The organism is Amycolatopsis sp. PSD-21, from assembly GCF_055561455.1.
Map to the genome: position 1 here is coordinate 9073362 of NZ_CM145712.1, position 21512 is coordinate 9094873.

General features: G+C 68.5%; 23 protein-coding genes. 14 read left to right on the forward strand and 9 right to left on the reverse strand.

Annotated elements, in window-relative coordinates; translation table 11 throughout:
* The first annotated feature begins 59 nt into the window (after nt 1-59).
* Entirely contained in the window at nt 60-623 is a 564-nt protein-coding gene (locus ACZ1DY_RS42780; RefSeq protein WP_007032564.1) for an RsiG family protein, read from the forward strand.
* Complete coding sequence (locus ACZ1DY_RS42785; protein WP_126736219.1) at nt 620-1567, forward strand: asparaginase; 948 nt, start codon at nt 620-622, stop codon at nt 1565-1567. Before ACZ1DY_RS42780 ends, ACZ1DY_RS42785 begins: the two co-directional genes overlap by 4 nt.
* Here the strand turns inward: ACZ1DY_RS42785 and ACZ1DY_RS42790 are convergent.
* Nucleotides 1564-2463, reverse strand: coding sequence for a DUF8083 family protein (locus ACZ1DY_RS42790; protein WP_257483327.1), 900 nt, complete (start codon nt 2461-2463; stop codon nt 1564-1566). The genes ACZ1DY_RS42785 and ACZ1DY_RS42790 overlap by 4 nt on opposite strands.
* A 207-nt stretch (nt 2464-2670) precedes the next feature.
* Between ACZ1DY_RS42790 and ACZ1DY_RS42795 the strand changes: the two genes are divergently transcribed.
* The 5 genes from ACZ1DY_RS42795 (at nt 2671) to ACZ1DY_RS42815 (ending at nt 6609) form a co-directional block, all read left to right on the forward strand.
* Nucleotides 2671-2856 (forward strand): DUF3073 domain-containing protein, encoded by a 186-nt coding sequence (locus ACZ1DY_RS42795; protein WP_007032561.1) that lies wholly within the window; start codon nt 2671-2673, stop codon nt 2854-2856.
* Nucleotides 2857-2944: 88 nt separating this feature from the next.
* The gene (locus tag ACZ1DY_RS42800) at nt 2945-3805 is read left to right on the forward strand and encodes a 3-hydroxybutyryl-CoA dehydrogenase (protein ID WP_126736221.1); all 861 of its coding nucleotides are present in this window, start codon (nt 2945-2947) and stop codon (nt 3803-3805) included.
* Nucleotides 3806-3899: 94 nt separating this feature from the next.
* On the forward strand, nt 3900-4799 hold the full coding sequence (locus tag ACZ1DY_RS42805; protein WP_257483328.1) for a Gfo/Idh/MocA family protein: 900 nt from the start codon (nt 3900-3902) through the stop codon (nt 4797-4799).
* Nucleotides 4800-5021: 222 nt separating this feature from the next.
* Nucleotides 5022-5672 carry a VanZ family protein gene (locus ACZ1DY_RS42810; protein ID WP_465483089.1) on the forward strand — a complete coding sequence of 217 codons (651 nt, stop codon included), beginning with the start codon at nt 5022-5024 and terminating at the stop codon, nt 5670-5672.
* Nucleotides 5673-5850: 178 nt separating this feature from the next.
* Entirely contained in the window at nt 5851-6609 is a 759-nt protein-coding gene (locus ACZ1DY_RS42815; RefSeq protein WP_257483330.1) for a GNAT family N-acetyltransferase, read from the forward strand.
* Here ACZ1DY_RS42815 and arfB read toward each other — a convergent pair.
* The 6 genes from arfB to ACZ1DY_RS42845 all read right to left on the reverse strand — a co-directional run bounded on the left by arfB (nt 6598) and on the right by ACZ1DY_RS42845 (nt 11873).
* Nucleotides 6598-7029, reverse strand: a complete 432-nt coding sequence (gene arfB, locus ACZ1DY_RS42820) for an alternative ribosome rescue aminoacyl-tRNA hydrolase ArfB (protein ID WP_233621656.1) — start codon at nt 7027-7029, stop codon at nt 6598-6600. The two genes, ACZ1DY_RS42815 and arfB, sit on opposite strands and share 12 nt — an antisense overlap.
* A gap of 143 nt (nt 7030-7172) precedes the next feature.
* The gene (purM, locus tag ACZ1DY_RS42825; protein WP_126736225.1) at nt 7173-8243 is read right to left on the reverse strand and encodes a phosphoribosylformylglycinamidine cyclo-ligase; all 1071 of its coding nucleotides are present in this window, start codon (nt 8241-8243) and stop codon (nt 7173-7175) included.
* Between the two features lie 30 nt (nt 8244-8273).
* Nucleotides 8274-9812 (reverse strand): amidophosphoribosyltransferase, encoded by a 1539-nt coding sequence (gene purF, locus ACZ1DY_RS42830; RefSeq protein WP_007032554.1) that lies wholly within the window; start codon nt 9810-9812, stop codon nt 8274-8276.
* 273 nt (nt 9813-10085) lie between these two features.
* Nucleotides 10086-10487 carry a hypothetical protein gene (locus tag ACZ1DY_RS42835; RefSeq protein WP_126736226.1) on the reverse strand — a complete coding sequence of 134 codons (402 nt, stop codon included), beginning with the start codon at nt 10485-10487 and terminating at the stop codon, nt 10086-10088.
* Complete coding sequence (locus tag ACZ1DY_RS42840; RefSeq protein ID WP_038521375.1) at nt 10471-10710, reverse strand: DUF397 domain-containing protein; 240 nt, start codon at nt 10708-10710, stop codon at nt 10471-10473. Before ACZ1DY_RS42840 ends, ACZ1DY_RS42835 begins: the two co-directional genes overlap by 17 nt.
* 284 nt (nt 10711-10994) lie before the next feature.
* Nucleotides 10995-11873, reverse strand: coding sequence for a helix-turn-helix domain-containing protein (locus tag ACZ1DY_RS42845; RefSeq protein ID WP_126736227.1), 879 nt, complete (start codon nt 11871-11873; stop codon nt 10995-10997).
* Between the two features lie 202 nt (nt 11874-12075).
* On the opposite strand from ACZ1DY_RS42845, the gene ACZ1DY_RS42850 reads away from it, so the two are divergent.
* Complete coding sequence (locus ACZ1DY_RS42850) at nt 12076-12873, forward strand: SAM-dependent methyltransferase (protein ID WP_257489827.1); 798 nt, start codon at nt 12076-12078, stop codon at nt 12871-12873.
* Nucleotides 12874-12931: 58 nt separating this feature from the next.
* Here the strand turns inward: ACZ1DY_RS42850 and ACZ1DY_RS42855 are convergent, their stop codons facing one another.
* On the reverse strand, nt 12932-13312 hold the full coding sequence (locus tag ACZ1DY_RS42855) for a sterol carrier family protein (protein WP_126736229.1): 381 nt from the start codon (nt 13310-13312) through the stop codon (nt 12932-12934).
* Between the two features lie 53 nt (nt 13313-13365).
* On the opposite strand from ACZ1DY_RS42855, the gene ACZ1DY_RS42860 reads away from it, so the two are divergent.
* From ACZ1DY_RS42860 to ACZ1DY_RS42885, 6 genes are all read left to right on the forward strand, one after another.
* Complete coding sequence (locus ACZ1DY_RS42860) at nt 13366-13992, forward strand: type VII secretion system-associated protein (RefSeq protein WP_257489828.1); 627 nt, start codon at nt 13366-13368, stop codon at nt 13990-13992.
* Nucleotides 13993-14096: 104 nt separating this feature from the next.
* Nucleotides 14097-14912, forward strand: coding sequence for a lysozyme (locus tag ACZ1DY_RS42865; RefSeq protein ID WP_465485791.1), 816 nt, complete (start codon nt 14097-14099; stop codon nt 14910-14912).
* A gap of 192 nt (nt 14913-15104) precedes the next feature.
* Nucleotides 15105-15950, forward strand: a complete 846-nt coding sequence (locus tag ACZ1DY_RS42870; protein ID WP_257483335.1) for a lysozyme — start codon at nt 15105-15107, stop codon at nt 15948-15950.
* Between the two features lie 187 nt (nt 15951-16137).
* Nucleotides 16138-16953 (forward strand): flagellar basal body-associated FliL family protein, encoded by an 816-nt coding sequence (locus ACZ1DY_RS42875; RefSeq protein WP_126736232.1) that lies wholly within the window; start codon nt 16138-16140, stop codon nt 16951-16953.
* Between the two features lie 4 nt (nt 16954-16957).
* On the forward strand, nt 16958-18061 hold the full coding sequence (locus tag ACZ1DY_RS42880; protein WP_257483336.1) for a pentapeptide repeat-containing protein: 1104 nt from the start codon (nt 16958-16960) through the stop codon (nt 18059-18061).
* Nucleotides 18061-18909, forward strand: a complete 849-nt coding sequence (locus ACZ1DY_RS42885) for a hypothetical protein (protein ID WP_465483090.1) — start codon at nt 18061-18063, stop codon at nt 18907-18909. The genes ACZ1DY_RS42880 and ACZ1DY_RS42885 overlap by 1 nt, the downstream gene beginning before the upstream one ends.
* A 206-nt stretch (nt 18910-19115) precedes the next feature.
* Here the strand turns inward: ACZ1DY_RS42885 and purL are convergent, their stop codons facing one another.
* Nucleotides 19116-21398, reverse strand: a complete 2283-nt coding sequence (purL, locus tag ACZ1DY_RS42890; RefSeq protein ID WP_465483091.1) for a phosphoribosylformylglycinamidine synthase subunit PurL — start codon at nt 21396-21398, stop codon at nt 19116-19118.
* Nucleotides 21399-21512: the final 114 nt, after the last annotated feature.

Consider the following 21512-nt stretch of genomic DNA (forward strand, 5'->3'; position numbering starts at 1 on the left):
GATCCTTGTGGTATCGCTCCCTGCGGAACATTTCCGCTGGAGCGCGATAAGCTACGCGGGTGATCGAAGTCCGGCCCGGTGGTCGCCGTCGTATCGACCGCGTGCTCGGCCCTGGGTATCTCAGCGACCTCGGCGAGCTGACCCTTTCCGTGCTGCGCGAGCGCCGTGACGAGGCCGCGCAGGAGGAGACCGACCTGTCGTACCTGCGGCGCCTGCTGCACGCGCGGATCGACATCGTGCGGGCCGAGCAGGAGCGCCGGAGTTCGGGCGGCGAGAGCAGCGTCGTCGAGCGGCTGGCCGCGATCCTGGCGGACAACGCGATCGGCCCGGCCACGGGTTCGGGCAGGCACCAGCGGCTGGAGCCGTCGCGCGCGGGTGAGCACCGCCGGTTCGCCGAGGCGCTCATCGGCGACACGGACCTTTCCGACGTCAGCACCCTGTCGGACGAGAAGCTGGTCAACGCCCTCAACCGGTACGCCGACGAAGAGGTTTCGGTCTCCTCGTACCGGCGCGAGGTCCAGAGCGTGATGGACACGATCAACGCCGAGATCGCCACCCGCTACCGCAAGGGCACGGCCTCGGTCGACGACCTGCTCGACACTGAACGCGGCGGCTCCGAGTGACGAATCCGGTCCTGGTCGAGGTCGTCCGATCCGGTTTCGTGGAGAGCGTGCACCGCGGCGCGCTCGTGATCACCGCGCCGGACGGCTCGGTGCGGTTCTCCGCCGGCGACATCGAGCGGCCAGTGTACCCGCGTTCGTCCAACAAACCCCTGCAAGCCGTCGGGATGCTCCGCGCCGGTCTCACGATCGGCGACGAAGAACTCGCGCTCGGTTGCGGATCGCACAACGGCGAGCCGGGCCATGTCGAGGGCGCCTTGGCGATGCTTTCCCGCGCGGGGCTGACCGAGGACGCGCTGGCCTGCCCGCCCGCCTTCCCGCTGCACGAGCCCAGCATGCTGGCCGTGGCCTCGGCCGGGAAACGCCGCGCCGCGATGAACTGCTCCGGCAAGCACGCCGCGATGCTCATGACCTGCGCGCAGCTCGGCTGGCCGACCAAGGACTACGAGGCCGAGATCCATCCGCTGCAGAAGGTCGTCCAGGCCGCCGTCGCCGACCTCACCAGCGAGACGATCGAGACGGTCGGCGTCGACGGCTGCGGGGCGCCCCTGTTCGCGTTCTCCCTCACCGGCCTCGCCCGTTCGTTCGGCAGGCTGGTCACGGCCATGGGCGGGCCCGAACGCAGGGTCGCCGACGCGGTCCGCGCCCATCCGTGGCAGGTCGCGGGCACCGGTCGCGAGGACACCGTGCTGATGCGGAACATCGAGGGCCTGCTGTCGAAGGGCGGCGCCGAGGGAGTGCACGCGTTCGCCCTCCCGGACGGCACGGCGCTCGCGCTGAAGATCGACGACGGTGCGGCCAGGGCCCGGATCCCGCTCCTGCTCGCGACGCTGCGCCACCTCGGCATCGACCCTGGCGACGAAGCCGGCGCCCTCGCGCGCGACGCGGTGCTGGGCGGCGGGAAACCGGTCGGCGAACTGAGGGTCGCCGAAGGCCTCTACGGCTAGTTCGCGCGTTCCCGCGCGGCCAGGTCGCCCCAGAAGTCCCGCAGGTCGGCGAACAGTTCCGCCAGCTCGTCGACATTGCCGGTGCGGAGCGCGTCCAGGATGTCGTGCACCTCTTCGGCCGTCGTGTCGGCCTGCAGGATCGGGTCGGCGAAAAGCTGCACGAGACCGCCGTAGTCGAGCTCGACCGCGGAGCCGGGGTGGAAGCTGTCGAGCCAGCGCCGCGTCTCGAGCAGCACCCGGCCCGGACCCGAGTCGCCGAAGGTCGCTTCGAGCAGGTCGCCGACCTCGCGGGCGCGATGCCGCGCGTCGGCGATGGAGACCCGCCACGACACCTCGCGTTCGGGGTCGTCCCGGCCTTTGCCGAGTTTGACCCTGCGCATCCCGGGGTCGAACAGCACGAACCACGGAAGCGGGACGGTCCACGTCGTCGACAGCGTGTGAGACGCCGAGGCGGACAGATCGCCGATGGCGGACTTCGCCCGCGAGCGGATCGTGTCGAGCGACGCGCCGCCCGCGTCGAGCACCGCGCTCTTCAACGCGGGATGCGCGTCGCCGAGGAAGGTCACCAGTGCCGCGGCCGAACGCGCGCGGATCTCCATCGGACAGATCAGCGGCCCCGGGCCGGCGTCGCCGTGCTCACCCTCCGGCACGTCTTCGGGATCCAGAACGAGGACGTCGGTGACGAGACTGGGCGCGGCCCTGCCGTCCGCGAGCTCGGCGGGCAGCAACCGGCCGACATGCTGTGACTTGAGCCACAATGCCTGCTCGCGCGCGCCCGCGGCCGAACGATCGAGCCGGGCCGCTTCGACGGCCTCGAGCAGGCGTTCGTCCGGTGGATCCCCCAGCGCGAGCAGGGGCTCATAGACGCGGAGATAAGCCGCGAACGGACGGGGCACACGAGCATCGTGGCACGCCGACCTGCGACTATCGCCACCGACTGGCCGGTAACCGGCGTTCCGTGAACACTGTCGCCACCGGCACACCGTGCCACGTCGCATCCAACCCCCCGGACACGGTACGGTGTCAGCAGGAAAGAATTGTCGAGACGATGCGGGGCCGCCGATTCCCCCGGCCGCCCCGCCCCTGTGCGAGGGGGTCGAGCCATGGGGCGCGGCCGGGCTAAGGCCAAGCAGACGAAGGTGGCGCGCGAGCTCAAGTACAGCTCGCACGAAACCGACTTCGATGCTTTGCAGCGCGAGCTGTCCAGTAGTTCCTCGGAAGACAGGCACGAGGACGACAAGCGGTATGACGACGACCCGTACGACGGGTACGACGAATACCGCCGCTGAGCAACGCGTGACACGCGAGGGTGGATCCGGGCTTGCCCGGTAGACCACCCTCGCGTGTCGCGTGCTGCCCAAAATACGAGGAGGTGCCATGTCTGACGTAGCGCGAGTAGGTGTCGTCGGGGCCGGGCTCATGGGCTCGGGCATCGCCGAGGTGCACGCGCGGGCCGGGCTGGACGTGATCGTCACCGAGGTCAACCAGCCCGCGCTGGACTCCGGGCGAGCGCGGATCGAGAAGTCGCTGCAACGCGGCGTCAAGAACGGGAAGCTCTCGCAGGAAGACGCCGACGCGGCGCTCGGACGGCTCCGCTTCACCACCGAGATCGGCGAGTTCGCCGACCGCGACCTCGTCATCGAGGCCATCCTGGAACAGGAGCAGGCCAAGGTCGAGGTGTTCCGGTCGCTGGACAAGATCGTCGAGCGGGAGGACGCGGTGTTCGCGTCCAACACCTCTTCCATCCCGATCATGAAGCTCGGCATGGCCACCGGCCGTCCGCAGCAGGTGGTCGGCATCCACTTCTTCAACCCGGTCCCGGTGCTGCCGCTCGTCGAGCTGGTGCCCTCGCTGCTGACCAGCGACGACACCGCCCGCCGGGCCGAGGAGCACGCGACGTCGGCGTTGAACAAGACGGTGATCCGGTCGCAGGACCGCGCCGGGTTCATCGTGAATTCGCTGCTCGTGCCGTACCTGCTGTCGGCGATCCGGATGATCGAGTCGGGTTTCGCGTCGGCGGAGGACATCGACCGCGGTATGGAGCTCGGCACCGCGCACCCGATGGGCCCGCTGCGGCTTTCGGACCTGATCGGCCTGGACACCATCAAGGCGATCGCGGACTCGATGTACGCCGAGTTCAAGGAGCCGCTGTACTCCTCGCCGCCGCTGCTGCTGCGCATGGTCGACGCCGGCCTGCTCGGCAAGAAGACCGGCCGCGGCTTCTACAGCTACTCCTGATCCGGCTCTTACGCATTTAGCCCTCTGGATGCGGTTCTTGCACGCGCAACTACCGCATTCAGAGGACTGAACGCGGGGCCCTAGACTCGGGGGCGTGGGACAGGGACAGCTGCGCGCGGGTCTGGTCGGTGCCGGTCCGTGGGCGAAGACGGTGCACGCGCCAGGTCTCGCCGATCACCCCGGGACGACGTTGCGCGCGGTGTGGGCCAGGCGTCCCGAGGCCGCGAAGGAGCTGGCCGAGGCGCATGGCGCCCAGGCCGTCGGCAGTTTCGACGAGTTGCTCGACCAGGTGGACGCGGTCGCGTTCGCGGTGCCGCCCGCCGTCCAGGCGGAGCTGGCGGTCAAGGCCGCTGAAGCGGGCAAGCACCTGATCCTGGAGAAGCCGATCGCCGCCGATCTCGACGGCGCGCGGCGGCTCGCGGACGCGGTGGATGCCGCCGGTGTCGCGGCGCTCGTGGTCCTCATCCTGCGGTTTTCGCCGATGACCCGGGAGTGGCTCGACGGCATCAAGGAGGCGGGCGGCTGGCGCGGCGGCGGGGCGCGGTGGCTTTCGGGCGCGCTGCTCGGCGGCCAGTACCAGTCCTCGGCGTGGCGCCACGACTCCGGCGCGCTCGCCGACATCGGCCCGCACGCCCTCGATCTGCTAGACGCGGCGCTCGGTGAGATCACCGGCGTGCTCGCCGCGAACCGGACCGATGACGATCTGTGGCAACTGCTGTTAGCCCACGAGGGTGGCGCGACCAGTACGGCGACCCTGTCGCTGCGGCTGCCGATCCAGCCGACGGTCGTCGAAGTCGCCGTCTACGGCGAGCACGGCTACCGCACCCTGGGGCGCAAGCCGGGCTCGGCGGGCGAGTCGTACACAGCGCTTCTTGACGATTTCGCCGCGATGGCCGCGAGCGGGACGACCTCGCACCCGTGTGACGTGCGTCGCGGACTGCACCTGCAGAAGCTGCTCGAACACGCGCGGGAACTCGCCGGACACGGCAAGTAGTACACAGGTCACCCACAAGGCTTTTCCTTACGCGATAAGGCCTTCTTCCGAAGAGTTCGCGGCCATCCACAGGTTTGTCCACAGGTTCCTTTGTGGACGGTCACCAGCATGGGAAAACCTTTTCCGCCACCGGAAAAGATCACCTCTTAGTGCGCCGACTCCGCCATGCCGAGTCGATCTTGCGATGCGAAGGTGATCTTGGGCGCTCCGGAAAGGAAGGCCATGGGTGAGCTGCTCCGCGCTTTCGGCGGGATGATCCCGTTGACGATCATCGCGATTCCCTACGCGTTGCTCGGCTGGCCGCTCCTCGCGGCGCATCGACGGCGAAGACGGGCCGACCCCTTCTCCGCGTCGGCGACGGCCGCCGTCGACATGACTCTCGCCTTGGCCTGCTTCCTGGTGTTGTGCCTGGTCACGATGCCGGTGACCGGCGTACAGGGCAGCAGGCTGAACCTCGAACCCGGCACCGACCTGCGGCTCGCCCTGACCGACAGCGCCAACCTCTGGCAGGCGCTGGGCAACGTCCTCATGCTGAGTCCGCTCGGCGCCCTCCTCCCCGTGCGGTCCCGCCGCCTGCGGTCGCTCGCCCGGATCGCGCTGGGCGCGCTGGCCGTCTCGGTGCTGGTGGAAGGCACGCAATATCTGATCCAGGCGGGCAGGGTGACCTCGGCCGACGACATCCTGCTGAACACGCTGGGCGCCGTGGCGGGTGCCGCGCTGAGCAAACGGCTGTGGCATCGCCTGGACGTCCGGCCGCCGGTGCGGATCCCGGTCCAGGTCCGGCGGGTGTGCGCCGCCCCGGTCCGGCTGCGGGTCCCGAGATCGGCGTGGGACGAGCGGTATTCGAGCATCGCGCATCCGCAGCGGAGGTAAATGGCTTGACCGCGGTGCGAGAGTGATCGCGAAAGCCCTACGTACGCGGAAAGAGGGATGCCTCATGCCTGACGCCTTCGGTGGCGTCGGCACGAGCTAGCCGGCGCACCCGCCAGCCCCAGCACGCACGCGGATCCTCCCGTGCGTCTCTTTCTTCTGCCCGAAAGGCTTTCCACCAGTGCTTTCCGAGACGATTCGTGCTTTGCAGTCCTACATCCGCCTCACCGCGGCGAAGTTCCGGGAGACCGAGCGGATCGGGCCGTTCCTGGCCACGTACTACCTCGAGTCCGGCAGTCCGTTCCTCAACTACGCGATCCCCGACGACGGCGCCGTCCCCGCGAAGGACGACGTCGCCGCGCTGACCGAGGCGTTCCGTAAGCGCGGGCTCGTGCCGCGTCTGGAGTTCCTCACCGAAGCGGTTCCGGCCGCCGAGGCCGTGCTCGTCGAGTGCGGTTACACGCTGGAGCGACGGGTCCCGCTGATGATCTGCTCTCCGGGGCAGGTCGTCGGCCAGCCGGAACCGGCCGGGATCAGCCTGGTCACCCCGAAGACCGAGGGCGAACTCCGGCAGATGATCCGCGCGCAGAACTTGGCGTTCGGGGAGGACGATCCCGATCTCCACCTCGACCCGTCACCGGATCAGCTGAGCGGCGAGACCATGTCGGTGATGGCCGTGGCCGAGACCGGCGAGGTCGTCGGCGGCGGGGTCGCGACAGCGATCCTCGACGGCGCGACCGAGATCGCCGGGATCGGCGTGGTCGAGGGGTACCGGAGCCGCGGGATCGCCGCGGCGATGACGGAATACCTGACGCGTGAAGCCCACGCGCGCGGCGGCCGGTCGGTGTTCCTGACGCCGGGCGCCGGGCAGGCGGAACGCGTCTACGGCCGGGTCGGGTTCAAGACGGCGGCCGAATGCGTGCACCTGTCAGTCGTCTGAGTAACCGCCACGGCGTGACTTCTTGACCTCGCCGCGGCGCTTCTTCGACGCCAGGCGGCGTTCCTTCGAACCTCGGGAGGGTTTGGTGGGACGCCGCTTGGCGGCCGGGGGCGCCGACGCGTCCAGCAGCAGCATCACCAGCCGCGCCCGCGCGGCTTCCCGGTTCATCAGCTGGGAGCGGTGTTCGGACGCGGTGATCGTGACGACCCCGTCGACCAGGCGCGAAGAAAGCCGGTCCAGCATCCGCGCCCGGAGATGCTCCGGGACGGACGCCGAACCGGCCACGTCGAAGGACAGTTCGACCCGCGAGTCCGTGGTGTTCACGCCCTGCCCACCCGGACCCGACGACCGGGAGAACCGTTCGCTCAATTCGGCACCCGGGATCACGAACCGGGTGCCGACCACCACGTCATCAGCCACGGACCCAGTGTTCCACCAGGGCCAAGAGAATATTCAGTGCCTGTTGGCGAGCGTGAACCCGCCCTGATCACCCACCGGAACGGGGATATACCAGGTCGCGCCCTGCCGACGTCGATCGCGGCGCGGGTTCACCAACAGAACACTCAGAAGCGCGGGTGGTCACCGGAGAGCACGGCGCGCGGACCGTCCGGGTCTTCCGCGGGCTGCACGTCGCCGAGGATCCACGCCGGCACGTGCCGCGCGGTCAGCATCGCCAGCGCGCGGTCGACGTCGTCGGCGCCGACGATCGCGACCATGCCGACGCCCATGTTGAACGTCTTCTCCAGCTCGGCGCGCTCGACCTTGCCGCGGTGACCGATCAGCGCGAACACCGGCGCCGGGGTCCAGGTGCCGCGTTCGAGGCGGGCGACCAGCCCGCGCGGCATGACGCGGGCGAGGTTCTGCTCCAGGCCGCCGCCGGTGATGTGCGCGAACGTGCGGACGTCGGCCTCGGCGGCCAGCGCGAGGCAGTCCTTCGCGTAGATCCTGGTCGGCTCCAGCATCTCCTCGCCGAGCGAGCGGCCGAACTCCTCGACGTGCCCGTCGAGCGGCATACGCGCGATGTCCAGCAGCACGTGCCGGGCGAGCGAGTAGCCGTTGGAGTGCAGGCCGGACGAGCCGAGCGCGAGGACGACGTCGCCGGGGCGGACGCGCTCCGGGCCGAGCACGTTCGACGCCTCGACGACACCGATGCCGGTGCCCGAAAGGTCGTAGTCGTGCTCGCCCATCAGGCCGGGGTGCTCCGCGGTCTCGCCGCCGAGCAGCGCGCAACCAGCCTGGACACAGCCCTCGGCGATCCCGCCGACCAGCGCCGCGATCTTCTCCGGGACGACCTTGCCGACGGCGATGTAGTCCTGCATGAACAGCGGCTCGGCACCGGTGACGACCAGGTCGTCGACGACCATCGCGACCAGGTCGATGCCGACCGTGTCGTGCTTGTCGAGCGCCTGCGCGACGGCGATCTTGGTGCCGACCCCGTCGGTCGACGAGGCCAGCACCGGCTCTTTCCACTTGTCCAGCTTCAGGGAGAACAGCCCGGCGAAACCGCCGACCCCGCCCATCACCTCGGGCCGTGTGGCCCTCTCGGCGTGCGGTTTGAGCAGCTCGACGGCTTTGTCACCGGCGTCGATGCTGACGCCGGCGGCGGCGTACGTGGCGCTCGTGGACTCGCTCACGGAAGCGGACTCCAACTCTGGAAGTGAGGTCTAGGGACGCCGGATGGCGTCCTCAGCACCGTACCCGGCAGGGCTGACGGGCTTCGCCGCGCCATTGACCGAGTCCAGGCTCTCCAGCAGGTGCTTCCCGATCAGCGCGTCTTCGGGCAGCGCGATCGGGTACTCGCCGGAGAAGCACGCGGTGCACAACCGCGACTTCGGCTGCTCCGAAGCCGCGACCAGCCCGTCCAGGGAGATGTAGCCCAGGGTGTCCGCGCCGATGGAGCGGCGGATGCCGTCGAGGTCGACGCCGTTGGCCACCAGTTCGGCGCGCGAGGCGAAGTCGATGCCGTAGAAGCACGGCCAGCGCACCGGCGGCGACGCGATCCGGACGTGCACTTCGAGCGCGCCGGCCTCCCGCAGCATGCGGACCAGGGCGCGCTGGGTGTTGCCGCGGACGATGGAGTCGTCGACCACCACGAGCCGTTTGCCGCGGATGACGTCGCGCAGCGGGTTCAGCTTGAGCCGGATGCCCAGCTGGCGGATGGTCTGCGACGGCTGGATGAAGGTGCGGCCGACGTAGGCGTTCTTCACCAGGCCGGTGCCGTACGGGATGCCGGAGCCCTGCGCGTAGCCGATGGCGGCCGGGGTGCCGGATTCGGGCACCGGCATGACCAGGTCGGCGTCGGCCGGGTGCTCGGCGGCGAGTTTGCGGCCGATCTCGACGCGGGTGGCGTGCACGCTGCGGCCGGCGATCGAGGTGTCGGGGCGCGCGAGGTACACGTACTCGAAGACGCAGCCCTTGGGCTCGGGGTTCGCGAAGCGCGAGGAGCGCAGGCCCTCGGCGTCGATCGCGATGAGCTCACCGGGCTCGACCTCGCGGACGAACGACGCGCCGCAGATGTCCAGCGCGGCCGTCTCGCTCGCGACCACCCAGCCGCGTTCGAGCCTGCCGAGCACCAGCGGGTGCACGCCGTGCGGGTCGCGCGCGGCGTACAGGGTGGACTCGTCGGCGAAGACCAGGCAGAAGGCGCCCTTGAGGGTGGGCAGCAGTTCCAGCGCGGCGGCTTCGATGCCCTTGTCGGCGGCGTTGGCCGCGAGCAGCCCGCACACCAGGTCGGAGTCGCTGGACGAACCGGTCAGGCCCGCGTGCGGTTTGAGCCCGGCTTCGACCGTGCGATCCCGCAGTTCGGCGGTGTTGACGAGGTTCCCGTTGTGCGCGAAGGACAGCCCGCTACCGGTGGCGGTGGTGCGGAAGATCGGCTGCGCGTTCTCCCAGATGGTCGCGCCGGTGGTCGAGTAGCGGCAGTGGCCGACGGCGATATGTCCTTGCAGCGACTGCAGGACCTGCTCGTCGAACACCTGGCTGACCAGGCCGAGATCCTTGAAGACGACGATCTGCGAACCGTCGGAGACCGAGATGCCGGCCGCTTCCTGGCCGCGGTGCTGAAGTGCGTAGAGCCCGTAGTAGGTCAGCTTCGCGACCTCTTCTCCGGGCGCCCAGACACCGAAGACACCGCATTCCTCGCGGGGTTCCGGATCGGGCTGGTCGGTCACGGGCTGTCCGGCGAGGGACGGGTCGGAAACCACCGAGGTGCTCCCAGGGAGAAAGAGGGCAGGCCGCCACCAGTGTAAACGGTGAGCAGGAGATCAACGCGCCGCGCGACGTGGCACTGGACACGCTTCGAGTGATGACCGTGAGTGACGAGCGGGTGTCAAGGCCCGCCACTCACGACCCCCGACCAGCCGACCGCTCCCCCTCGACAGAGGCGGTCGACTGTGCCTAGGGGCTCCAGGTGGTCGTGAGTGGCGTTTCGGGTTAGAACCCGAAACGCCACTCACGACCAGCTGGAGCGAGACGAGTCAGCCGGCGGCAAGCCACTTGGACGTGCCGCCGCGGCCGGGGACCCAGCAGCCCTTGGCCGCGGTCTCCGGGACGTACAGCGAGCCGGGAGTCCGCTCGTCCGGCAGCGCGAGCAGTTCGGTCAGGACCGTCGCCGCGTCGCCGGCGTACCGCCACAGCCAGACCTGGGGTTCGAGGATGTCCTCCTCGGTCCCGGGCATGCGGGTGGCGACGACGTCGTCCTCGGCGTTGAGCCGGACCACGTCGACCACGTTGTCGTGGACTCGCACGCCGACCACGGCCAGTACCTCGCCGTTCGCGTCGCACGGGTGCACGAACTGGTACCCGCGGTGGATCAGTTCCTGCAGGCCGCTTTCGATATCGGTGATCTCCGCGGTGATGGTGTCACCCGAGGACGTCATCGAATTCGCCGTCCTTGGCACCCGCGAGGAACGCGGCCATCTCGGCCTGGGTGTAGACCAGGGCGGGCCCGGTCGGAAAACGCGAGTTGCGCATCGCGATCTCGCCGGAGGCGAGCGGCGCCACCTCGACACAGTTGCCGATCGCGTTGCTGTAGCTGGCTTTGCGCCATTGGGCGCCGGTAAGACGATCGGCCGGGATGCCGTTGTCGAACTGTTCAGCCATGGTCCCCACCTTCCCCGACAGAAGACTTCGGGCGATGCATCTGCATGTGCATTTGCCTGTGATCCCAAAGTTAGCACGTGTGACTGCAGCGGTAAATGCACGTGCAGAAGTTTTTGCAGAATTCGCGGGCGGTGACGACTCAGGTCTTCAGTCGTCCCACTAAAGGGTGACGAGCGGAGCCACCGTTGGGTGAACAACTACGACTTGTTGCCGGAATTTTGGGCGCAGGCAAGAAAAAACCGGCGGGACCCGGAACGGCGGCCAGCCCCACAACGGTGACCGGCTCAGATTTCGGCGCGGCGCTTCATCAGCATCTGGCGGCTGCGATCCGGCGTCTCCGCGTCGACCGCGAGCATGTCCAGCGCCCGGCTGTACCGCTCGATCTCTTCGCGTTTGTCGATGTAGTGCGCGCCGGTCAGGTACTCGGTGTAGGCGATGTTCGGCAATTCCTCTTCCGCGAACCTGAGCAGCGAGAACGCGCTGTCCGCGGAGTAGCCGCTCCGGTCGAACGGGAGCACCTGCACCGAGATGTTCGGCTGCTGGATCATCTCCAGCAGGTGGTCGATCTGGCCCTTCAGCACCTCGCGGTCGCCGATCGGCCGGTAGAGCACCGACTCGTCGAGCACCAGCCACAACCGCGGCGCGTCCGGCCGGGACAGCATCTTCTGCCGGCGCATCCGCAGCGCGACCCGGCGGTCGACCTGTTCGTTGACCATGTCCTTGCGGCCGTGGCTCATGATCGCCCGCGCGTAGTCCTCGGTCTGCAGCAGACCCGTGACGTACAGCGGCTCCCACACCTGGATCCGGGCCGCGGCCTCTTCGAGCCCGACGAGGTCGTTGAACCAGCTCGGCATCAGGTCGCCGTAGCGGCGCCACCAGCCCGGCTCGTTCGACTCCTTGACCATGTCGAGGAACTGCTGCCGCTCGGCGGGATCGGTCATCCCGTACATGGTCAGCAGATCGGCGACGTCGCGTTCCTTGAAGCCGACGCGGCCGAGCTCGAGCCTGCTGATCTTCGACTCGGAGCCGCGGATGCTGTAGCCGGCCTCCTGGCGCGTGATGCCCGCGTCCTCGCGCATCCGGCGGAGCTGAGAGCCGAGGATCATCCGTCGCGCGGTGGGACCCAGGGACTGCTCACCGCCAGGCGGGGTGACCGCGTTCATCGACCGGGGACCTTTCGCACGACGACACTCACAGGGGAACAAGCCGATTACTGAAAGTACACGTTTGGGCCTCGACACGACAGGGATGGCTCGGTTTACCGGTCGCGTACGTGGTTCTACTCTACGTAGAGCCCGAGACTTCCGACACAGTTTTGTGAGGTTCAAGATGCCCGACGCCCCGACCCGGACGGAACGAGTGCCCGTGGGTGTCGACCCGACCCGGGCCAGCATCGCCCGGGTGTACGACGCCTTCCTCCTCGGCAAGGACAACTACGAGATCGACCGGGAGGTCCTGCGCAAGGTCCAGCAGGCGGCCCCCGAGGCACAGGACCTGGCGACCGAGAACCGCGGCTTCCTGATCCGCGCGTGCCGGTTCCTCGCCAGCCAGACGGGCATCACCCAGTTCCTCGACCTGGGATCCGGCCTGCCGACGGCCGAGAACACGCACCAGGTCGTGCAGCGGATCAACCCGGAGATCAAGGTCGTCTACGTCGACAACGACCCGGTCGTGCTCGCCCACGGGCGCGCGCTGCTCGAAGAGAACGAGAACACGCACTTCGTCTCGGACGACATCTTCGAGCCCGAGCGGATCATGGAGAACCCGGACATCCGGCGGCACATCGACTTCTCGCAGCCGATCGCGTTGCTGCAGCTCGGGACCCTGCACCACTACAACGGGCCGCACGACGAGCCCGCCAAGATCATGAAGAAGTACATCGACGCGCTGCCGTCGGGTTCGTACGTGGCGATCTCGCACTTCTCCGACCCGGAGGACGAGCTGTCCGAGATCGCCCGCAAGATGGAGGAGTTCTTCCTCCACAGCCCGATGGGTTCGGGCACCTTCCGCACCAAGGCCGAGATCGAGGAGCTGTTCCACGACCTCGAGATGGTCGAGCCCGGTGTCCAGCTGTGCGCCGACTGGTGGCCGGACGGCCCGCGGATCAAGGAGCTGAACGCGGCTCAGCGGACGATCTCGGGCGGCATCGGCCGTAAGGCCTGAGACCCGCTCTGAACGGGCCGTTCCTTGCCAGTCTCGCGAGGAACGGCCCGTTCAAGTTTCAGAGGCGGACCAAGGGCAGCCAGCGGGCCAGATCGGCCCTGCTCCCGGAGGCGGTGACCCGCCCCGACTCGACGGCGTCGGCCCAGCCGAGCAGCCCGGTCGCCAGTTCCAGCCACGTACGCGGATCCGTTTCGACGACGTTCGGCGGCGTCCCGCGGGTGTGGCGCAATCCTTCGACACACTGCACCGCCGCGAACGGCGGCACCCGCACTTCGACACTCTTCCCCGGGGCGTCCCCGGCCAGTGTCCGCAGGCTCAGCCGCACCGCCGCGGCCAGCTCCGGACGGGCCGGATCCGGACCGGATCCGCTCAACCAGGGGGAAATCGCCGCGATCGCGGCTCGTAACTCAGCGGGGTCGACCGAACGCGAAGAGGCCATGGGAGAACAGTAGAGTGAGCGCGAACAAACCTTCAGGCACCCGGAACGTGGGGATGGCGATGGCGCAGCGGGACGAGGCGGATCGGTTGGCGTCGAGCCCGGCGGGCAAGCGGAAACAGGCGAAGCCGAAGATCACCGAAGAGATGCGCGCCAACGCGAAGGCCAACCCCAACAGCTGGCTGTACGTCATCGACGAGGCCTTCGACCCCGACGGCCCGGTCCCGTCCTGGGCGGTCGTCGGCGCGTACCCGGTGAACGGCGGCGGCGAGATCGTCGAGGACTTCCACCCCAACGACCGCTACCGTCCCTCGCCGAAGGCGCTCGGTTTCCCCGAGCCGCGCAACGAACTCGAGCAGCTGCTCCAGCTGGTGCGCACGAACCACCGCCCGGCCGCCGACCTGCCGCGCGTCATCCTCGACTCGACGCTGTTCGTCTACGCCCTTTCGCCGGTGCAGCGCACGGTGATCGGCTTCCACAACACCGACGGCAAGGTGCTCGTTCCCGCGTACACGGCCAAATCGCTGGTGCCGCGCGAATGGCCGCACGCCAGGGCGGTGCTGGGCCGGGACATGGTCCCGCTGCTCGCCGGCCACCCCGTGACGATCAATCCGCACGACCGGCTCACCGCGATCATCCCCTCGGAGCACCTCGACAAAGCCCTTTCGGACGAGCGTCGTTAGGGCCCGGTTAACCCACTCGGCCCAATTTATTCAGGGCGAACGCCACTCTTTCGAGTGATGTTCGAGTCGCTGATTCCCTTTCCGCGGGGGATCGTGGCGACGTGATGAGTCGCAGAGTGTGTTCAAAAGGCTGGGGGGCCGTCCTCACGGCGGGGGTTTTGCTGCTCGCGCAGACCCCCGCCGTCGCACGGGAAAGCGGGCCGCGATACGACGGGGCCGAGGAGCACTACGCCGGTTCCCAGATCGCGTTGCACGAAGGCGTCAACGTGTCGGTGGGGCCGCTGTACGGCGGCGAAGGGCAGACGCTCGGACATGACGTCAGTGGCCATCAGGGCGAGGTCGACTGGCCCGCCGCCGCCCGGACCGGCGCGAAGTTCGTCTACGTGAAGGCGACCGAGGGCACCGGCTTCGTCAATCCCCGGTTCGCCCAGCAGTACAACGGTTCCTACGGCGTCGGCCTGATCCGCGGCGCGTACCACTTCGCCCGCCCCGACATCTCGGACGGCGCCGCGCAGGCGCACTACTTCGTCGACCACGGCGGCGGCTGGTCCAAGGACGGCAAGACGCTGCCGGGCGCGCTCGACGTCGAGTACAACCCATACGGTGAAACCTGTTACGGCAAGACACCGGCGCAGATGGTCGCCTGGATGGCGTCCTTCGCGACGACGTATTTTCACCGCACCGGGCGGCATCCGACGATCTACACGTCGACGAGCTGGTGGAAGCGCTGCACGGGGAACAGCAACGCGTTCTGGCAGAACCCGCTGTGGCTCGCGCGCTACAACACGCAGATCGGCGAGCTGCCCGCGAGCTGGAAGCACCAGACCATCTGGCAGTTCGCGGACAGGGGCAGCCTCCCCGGCGACCAGAACTGGTTCAACGGCACGGTCGATCGGGTACGCGCGCTGTCCCTCGGCTGAATACTCACCCGAGTGGGCGTTACAAGATCACATAACCAGGGCTACTTGGAAATGAAAATCACCCACGCGTAGTACCAATTTCACGGAAGTTAGTGACAAACCCGGCACTCGTCGTCAACAATCGTGCCCGGACGGCTACCACCTGCAAGGTCGCCGTCCTCAGCGAGGGTTATCCGTGAAGGGATTGTCGTGATGCGCACTTCCCGAAGAATCGCCATCGCCGTCGGCTCCGCGCTGCTCCTGCTCGGCAGCACGGTCCAGGCGTCGGCCTCCCCATCCCCCGAGATCATGTCGATCGAACAGGATCTCCAGCAGAACGACCACACGATCGGATCGCAGATCCGGCGCGTGGAAGGCGACACCTCCACCCCCGAGTCGAAGGCCAAGGCCGCGCAGCCGCAGCCCGAGGCCGGGGTGCTCGCGACCGTCGCGGGTATGGACGTGGCCAGCTACCAGAAGAACGTCGACTGGGCCTACTGGTGGGGTCAGGGCAAGCGCTTCGTGTGGACGAAGGCCACCGAGGGCACGAGCTACAAGAACCCGTACTTCGCCCAGCAGTACAACGGTTCCTACAACCAGGGCTTCATCCGCGGCGCGTACCACTTCGCCCTGCCGAACGTCTCGAGCGGCGCGGCGCAGGCCGACTTCTTCATCAACAACGGTGGCGGCTGGTCCAAGGACGGCAAGACCCTGCCGGGCGCGCTGGACATGGAGTACAACCCGTACGGCGCCACCTGTTACGGCCTGAGCCAGTCCGCCATGGGGTCGTGGATCCGGGCTTTCCACGACCGCTACAAGGCGCGCACCGGCCGCTGGCCCGTCATCTACACCTCGACGAGTTGGTGGAGCACCTGCGTCGGCACCACGCAGAACTTCGGTGGCACGGTTCCGCTGTGGATCGCGCGTTACGCCTCCACCGTGGGCGCGCTGCCCTACGGCTGGGGCTACTACACCGTGTGGCAGTACACCTCCAGCCCGCTGGACCAGAACACCTTCAACGGCGCTTACGACCGCTTGCAGGCACTGGCCAACGGCTGAGCTGCGTATACCGTGAACAGGCGGCTCCCGGCCCCGGCCGGGAGCCGCTTTCGCGTTCCGCTTCCAGCGCAAGGTACCTTCCGGGCAGAATGCCCCTGAAATCCCTGGCACGGGCGGATCCGGAACCAGCGCTGACCGCCGGTCGTCTGATCTGAAGCCTCAGGCCCCAGTACGGAAGGCGAGACCGATGACCTACCCACCCCAGCCAGGCCAGCCCTATGGCCAGGACCCCCAGGGACAGCAGCCGCACCAGGGTGGCTGGGACCAGACCCAGCAGTACGGTCAGCCGCAGCAGTACGGACAGCAGCAGGGCTGGGACCAGACGCAGCAGTACCAGCAGCAGCCGCAGCAGGGCTGGGACCCGACCCAGCAGTACCCGCAGCAGCCCCAGCAGGGCTGGGACCCGAACAACCAGGGCTACCAGCAGGGCTTCGGCGGCCCGCCCGCGCCGCCGCCAAAGAGCAAGACCGGCCTGATCATCGGGATCGTGATCGGCCTGGTGGTGCTGATCGCGTTCGGTGTCACCGGGTTCGTCGCGCCGGGCTTCCTGCTCAGCAAGGACGAGGGGAACAACACGGCCGCGCCGCCGCCCGCGTCGTCGTCCGAGCAGGCGCCGACCTCCGCGCCGAAGAGCAGCCCGAAGTCGAGCTCGCCGAGGAGCAGCAGCCCGCGGAGCACCGAAAGCGGTGGCACGGGCTCCGAGGGGAACCCGAAGGGCATCCAGAACCTGAAGGACTTCCTGGCCAAGGTGAGCGCCGGGGACAAGGCCGGCGCGCTGGCGCTGGTGTGCGCGGACATGAAGGCGACCATGGGCGACTCGATCGACATCATGGCCCCGGCGCCGTCGCAGCTGGAGGTCACCTCGACCTCCGGTATCGGTGACGGGTTCATCACCGGTGACATCGAGGGCACGGTCAAGGGCAAGAAGGTGAGCGGATCGGGGATCTCCTCGGACGACAACCCGGACAAGTCCTTCTGCGTCCGCAACTTCTTCGTATTCTGAGCGGATGAAGCGGTTTCTCCGCTCCCCACTGCTCTGGACCTTCGTCGTCTCGCTCGTACTGCTGCTCGCGGTCGGCGGCTGGTTGCTGACGGATCCGGCGACCAGCCGCAGCGAGGCGCTGAAGACCGGCGGCATCGCCGGGGGCGCCATCGTCGCGTTGTACGCGTTGTGGCTCAACGACCGGCGGCGCCGGGTCGAGGAGCGACGCCAGGAGGTCGAACGGCAGCGCCAGGAACTCGAGCTGCGGCGGGCAGACCAGGACCGGGACCGGATCTCGGACGAACGGTTCGCGAAGGCCGTCGAACTGCTCGGTCACGAGGCCGACCAGGTGCGGGTCGGGGCACTGCACGCGCTGGCGGGTCTGGCTCGCGGCCGCGAGATCTACAAGCAGACCGTGCTGGACATCCTGTGCTCGTACCTGCGGCGGCCGTTCAAGCATCCGCGGTACAAGGACACGGCGAAACGGGACGGGAACACCGCGCCGGAAGCGGGCTCCGCGGAGCAGGAACAGGAACTCCAGGTCCGGCAGACCGCGCAACGGCTGATCGGGGAACTGCTGCCCGCCGCGGATTCCGAGGGCAACGCGTACGACCTCGACCTGACCGGCGCGGTACTGGAGTACTTCGATCTTTCGGAGCGGAAGGTCGGCAAGCTGTTGCTCCGCTACGCGGGTTTGTACAGCAGCACCAACCTGTCCGGCTGTGTTTTCCTCGGACCGGTGTACCTGACTGGCGCGGGCACCGAAAAGGAGAAGCGCATCGGCTTCTTCCGGTGCAGTGACGCCAAGTTCGAACAGCGGGCGTGGTTCAGCGGGGTCCGGTTCTCCGAGGACGTCGAGTTCCGCGACACCGTGTTCGCGGGCGAGACCTCCTTCAAGGACAGCGTTTTCGCGAAGGACGCCGTCTTCGCCGACGCGGAGTTCAAGGGCACGCTCGATCTGCGTCGCGCCCGGTTCGAGGGCTTCGGGGACCTGACCTTCCGGAAGCCGCCCGGCACGGTGTCGCTGTACAACACGTCGGTGGAGCCGGCGAGGGATCACGAACTCCCGTCCGGCTGGGCCGTCGAGACCCTGCCGGACGGCCGCGCCCGGCTCACGGTGAAGGACTGATGAGGCGCCTGCTCTCCTCGCCGCTGCTGTGGACGTTGCTGTCCTCGGTCGTGGTGCTCGTCGGGGTCACCGCCTGGCTGCTCACGGATCGCGCGACCAGCCGCGGCGACGCGCTCAAGACCGGCGCGCTGGCGGGCGGGGCGATCGCAGCGCTCTACGGGCTCTGGCTCAACGACCGGCGACGGCGTACCGAAGAGGACCGGCACGAGATCGAGCGCAGCCGGATCTCCGACGAACGCTTCGCCAAGTCGATCGAGCTCCTGGGCAACGAAGCCGATCAGGTCCGGATCGGGGCGATGCATTCGCTCGCCGGGCTCGCCAGGACGCGTCCGGAGTACCGGCAAACGGTGCTGGACGTGTTGTGCGCCTACCTGCGGCGGCCGTTCGAGCACCCGAGTTTCGACCGAGATCGCACGTGGGAACCGGCCGACGAGGCGGCCGCGGAACGCGAACGGCTGGTCCGGCGTACCGCCGAGCGGCTGATCCGCGACATCCTTCCCCACGCCGGCACCACCGGCCCGACGCTTTCACTCAACCTCAGCGACGCCCGGCTCGACAAGCTGGGGCTGCTCGGCAGGCGGGTCGGCTGGTTCGGCGCGGACCGCTGCGAGGTGCTGTCCTATCTCGACCTCACCGACGCTCAGCTGTCCGGGAAGTTCCTGTTGGAGAACGCGACGATCCGCGGCAGGTTCGAGGTCACGAGGGCTCGGTTCGAGCGGAAGGTGGCGCTGGACGGCCTGGTCGTCGAGGCGCCGGTCGACTTGAGTGTGGCGACCTTCGAGGAGGCGCCTTCGCTGGAGGGTACGAAGTTTCCGCCGGGTTCGGTTCTGCCTGCCGGTGAGGGCTAGCCACTCACGACCCATCAGACGTCGCGAAAGCCACTTTCGCGACGTCTGATGTCCCGAAAGTGGCTTTCGCGACAGGTGAACCGGGCAGACCTCAGGCTGCGGGCGCGCAGAGCCCCATTCCCAGTACATGAAGGCCCCCTTCCTTGCGCCTGGCGCAAGGAAGGGGGCCTTCATGTACTTCCGGAGGGCGAACGCGGCCCTTCAGCTCAGTCGAACAGCGCGGGGAGCGTGCGCTCCCAGGTCTCCCGAAGCTCGTCCAGCGTGAACTCCGTGATGCCCTGGAGTTCGAGCGAGCCCGACTCCGGGTCCACGACGCCGGTCTTGCGCCACGGCAGGCCGCGCGCGGTCAGCATCTCGGTGAACCGCAGTTCCTCGGTGCGCGGCACGGCGACCAGCACCCGGCCCGCGGACTCCGAGAACAGCTGCACGAACGGGTCCTGCTCCGCGTCGAGGAAGACACGGGCACCGCACTGTCCGATGAGGACGGTCTCGACGAGCGTCTGGATCAGGCCGCCGTCGGAGATGTCGTGCGCGGCGGAGATCATGCCGTCGCGCGAACCGGCGATGAGGATGTCGGCGAGCAGCTTCTCGCGCGCGAGGTCGACCTTGGGCGGGCGGCCGCCGAGGTGGCCGTGCAGTTCGCGCGCCCAGGCGGAACCGTCCAGCTCGTCGTGCGTCTCGCCCAGCAGCAGCAGGGTTTCCCCGGCCTCGGCGCCGATCCCGGTGGGGATGCGGCGGGTGACGTCGTCGATCACGCCGAGCACGCCGACCACCGGGGTCGGCAGGATGGCCGTGTCACCGGTCTGGTTGAAGAAGCTGACGTTGCCGCCGGTGACCGGGATGCCGAGTTCGACGCAACCGTCGGCGAGACCGTGCACGGCCTGCTCGAACTGCCACATCACACCCGGGTCGGTCGGTGCGCCGAAGTTCAGGCAGTCCGACACCGCGACGGGCTTCGCGCCGCTGGTGGCGACGTTGCGGTACGCCTCGGCCAGCGCGAGCTTCGCGCCCTCGTACGGGTCGAGGTAGACGAACTTGCTGTTGCAGTCGGTCGAGACGGCGACGCCGCGGCCGGTGGACTCGTCGATCCGGATGACGCCGGAGTCCGACGGCTGCGCGAGCACGGTGTTGCCGCGCACGTAGCGGTCGTACTGGGAGGTCACCCATTCCTTCGACGCCTGGTTCGGCGACGAGATCAGCTTGAGGATGTCGGCGCGCAGTTCGTCCGAAGTGGACGGACGCGGCAGCTTGGCCGAGGTGTCGGCCTGCAGGGCGTCCTGTTCCGACGGTCGCTGGATCGGGCGGTCGTACACCGGGCCCTGGTGCGCCACGGTGTGCGCCGGGACGTCGACGACGACCTCGTCGTTCCAGGTGATGACCAGGTGCTCGCCGTCGGTGACCTCGCCGATGTCGGTGGCGATGACGTCCCACTTCTCGCAGACCTTCATGAACGCCTCGACGTTCTCCGGCGAGACGACCGCGCACATGCGCTCCTGCGACTCGCTGGACAGCACCTCCGCCGGGGTCATCCCGGTGGCGCGCAACGGAACCCGGTCGAGGTAGATGTGCATACCGCCGTCACCGGCGGCCGCGAGCTCCGACGTCGCGCAGGAAAGCCCTGCGCCGCCGAGATCCTGGATACCGACGACGAGCTTCTGGGCGAACAGTTCGAGACAGCACTCGATGAGCACCTTCTCGGTGAACGGGTCGCCGACCTGGACGCTGGGCAGCTTCTTGCGGCCGCCCGAGCTTTCGTCACCCGAGAAGGTGTCGCTCGCGAGGACGGAGACGCCGCCGATGCCGTCGAGGCCGGTGCGCGCGCCGAACAGGATGATCTTGTTGCCCTTGCCGGAGGCGAAGGCGAGGTGGAGGTCCTCGACGCGCATCGCGCCGACGCACAGGGCGTTGACCAGCGGGTTGCCGGAGTAGCTCGGGTCGAACACCAGCTCGCCGCCGATGTTCGGCAGGCCGAGGCAGTTGCCGTAGCCGCCGACACCGGCGACCACACCGGGCAGCACGCGGCGGGTGTCGGGGGCGTCCGCCGGGCCGAAGCGCAGCGCGTCCGCCACCGCGAGCGGGCGCGCGCCCATCGCCATGATGTCGCGCACGATGCCGCCGACGCCGGTCGCGGCGCCCTGGTACGGCTCGACGTAGGACGGGTGGTTGTGGCTCTCGACCTTGAAGGTGACCGCCCAGCCCTCGCCGATGTCGACGACGCCCGCGTTCTCGCCGATGCCGGCGAGCATCTTCTCCTTCATCTCGGGAGTGGCGGTCTCGCCGAAGTAGCGCAGGTGCTTCTTCGAGGACTTGTACGAGCAGTGCTCGCTCCACATCACCGAATACATCGCCAGTTCGGCGTCGGTCGGACGGCGGCCGAGGATCTCCCTGATCCGGGCGTACTCGTCGTCGGCGAGGCCGAGCTCGACGTACGGCTGGGTCAGTTCGGGGGTCGCCTCGGCGCGTTGAGTGGTGTCAACGGTGCTGGTCACGGTGTCAACCTCAGGGTTCGCCACGGCCTTGAGAATAGGCGAGGGGGTTGTTCACCTTGCGGTCGCCCACGCATAAATCGGTCGCGCCCGCGACGGTGATCCGCTTACCGTCGG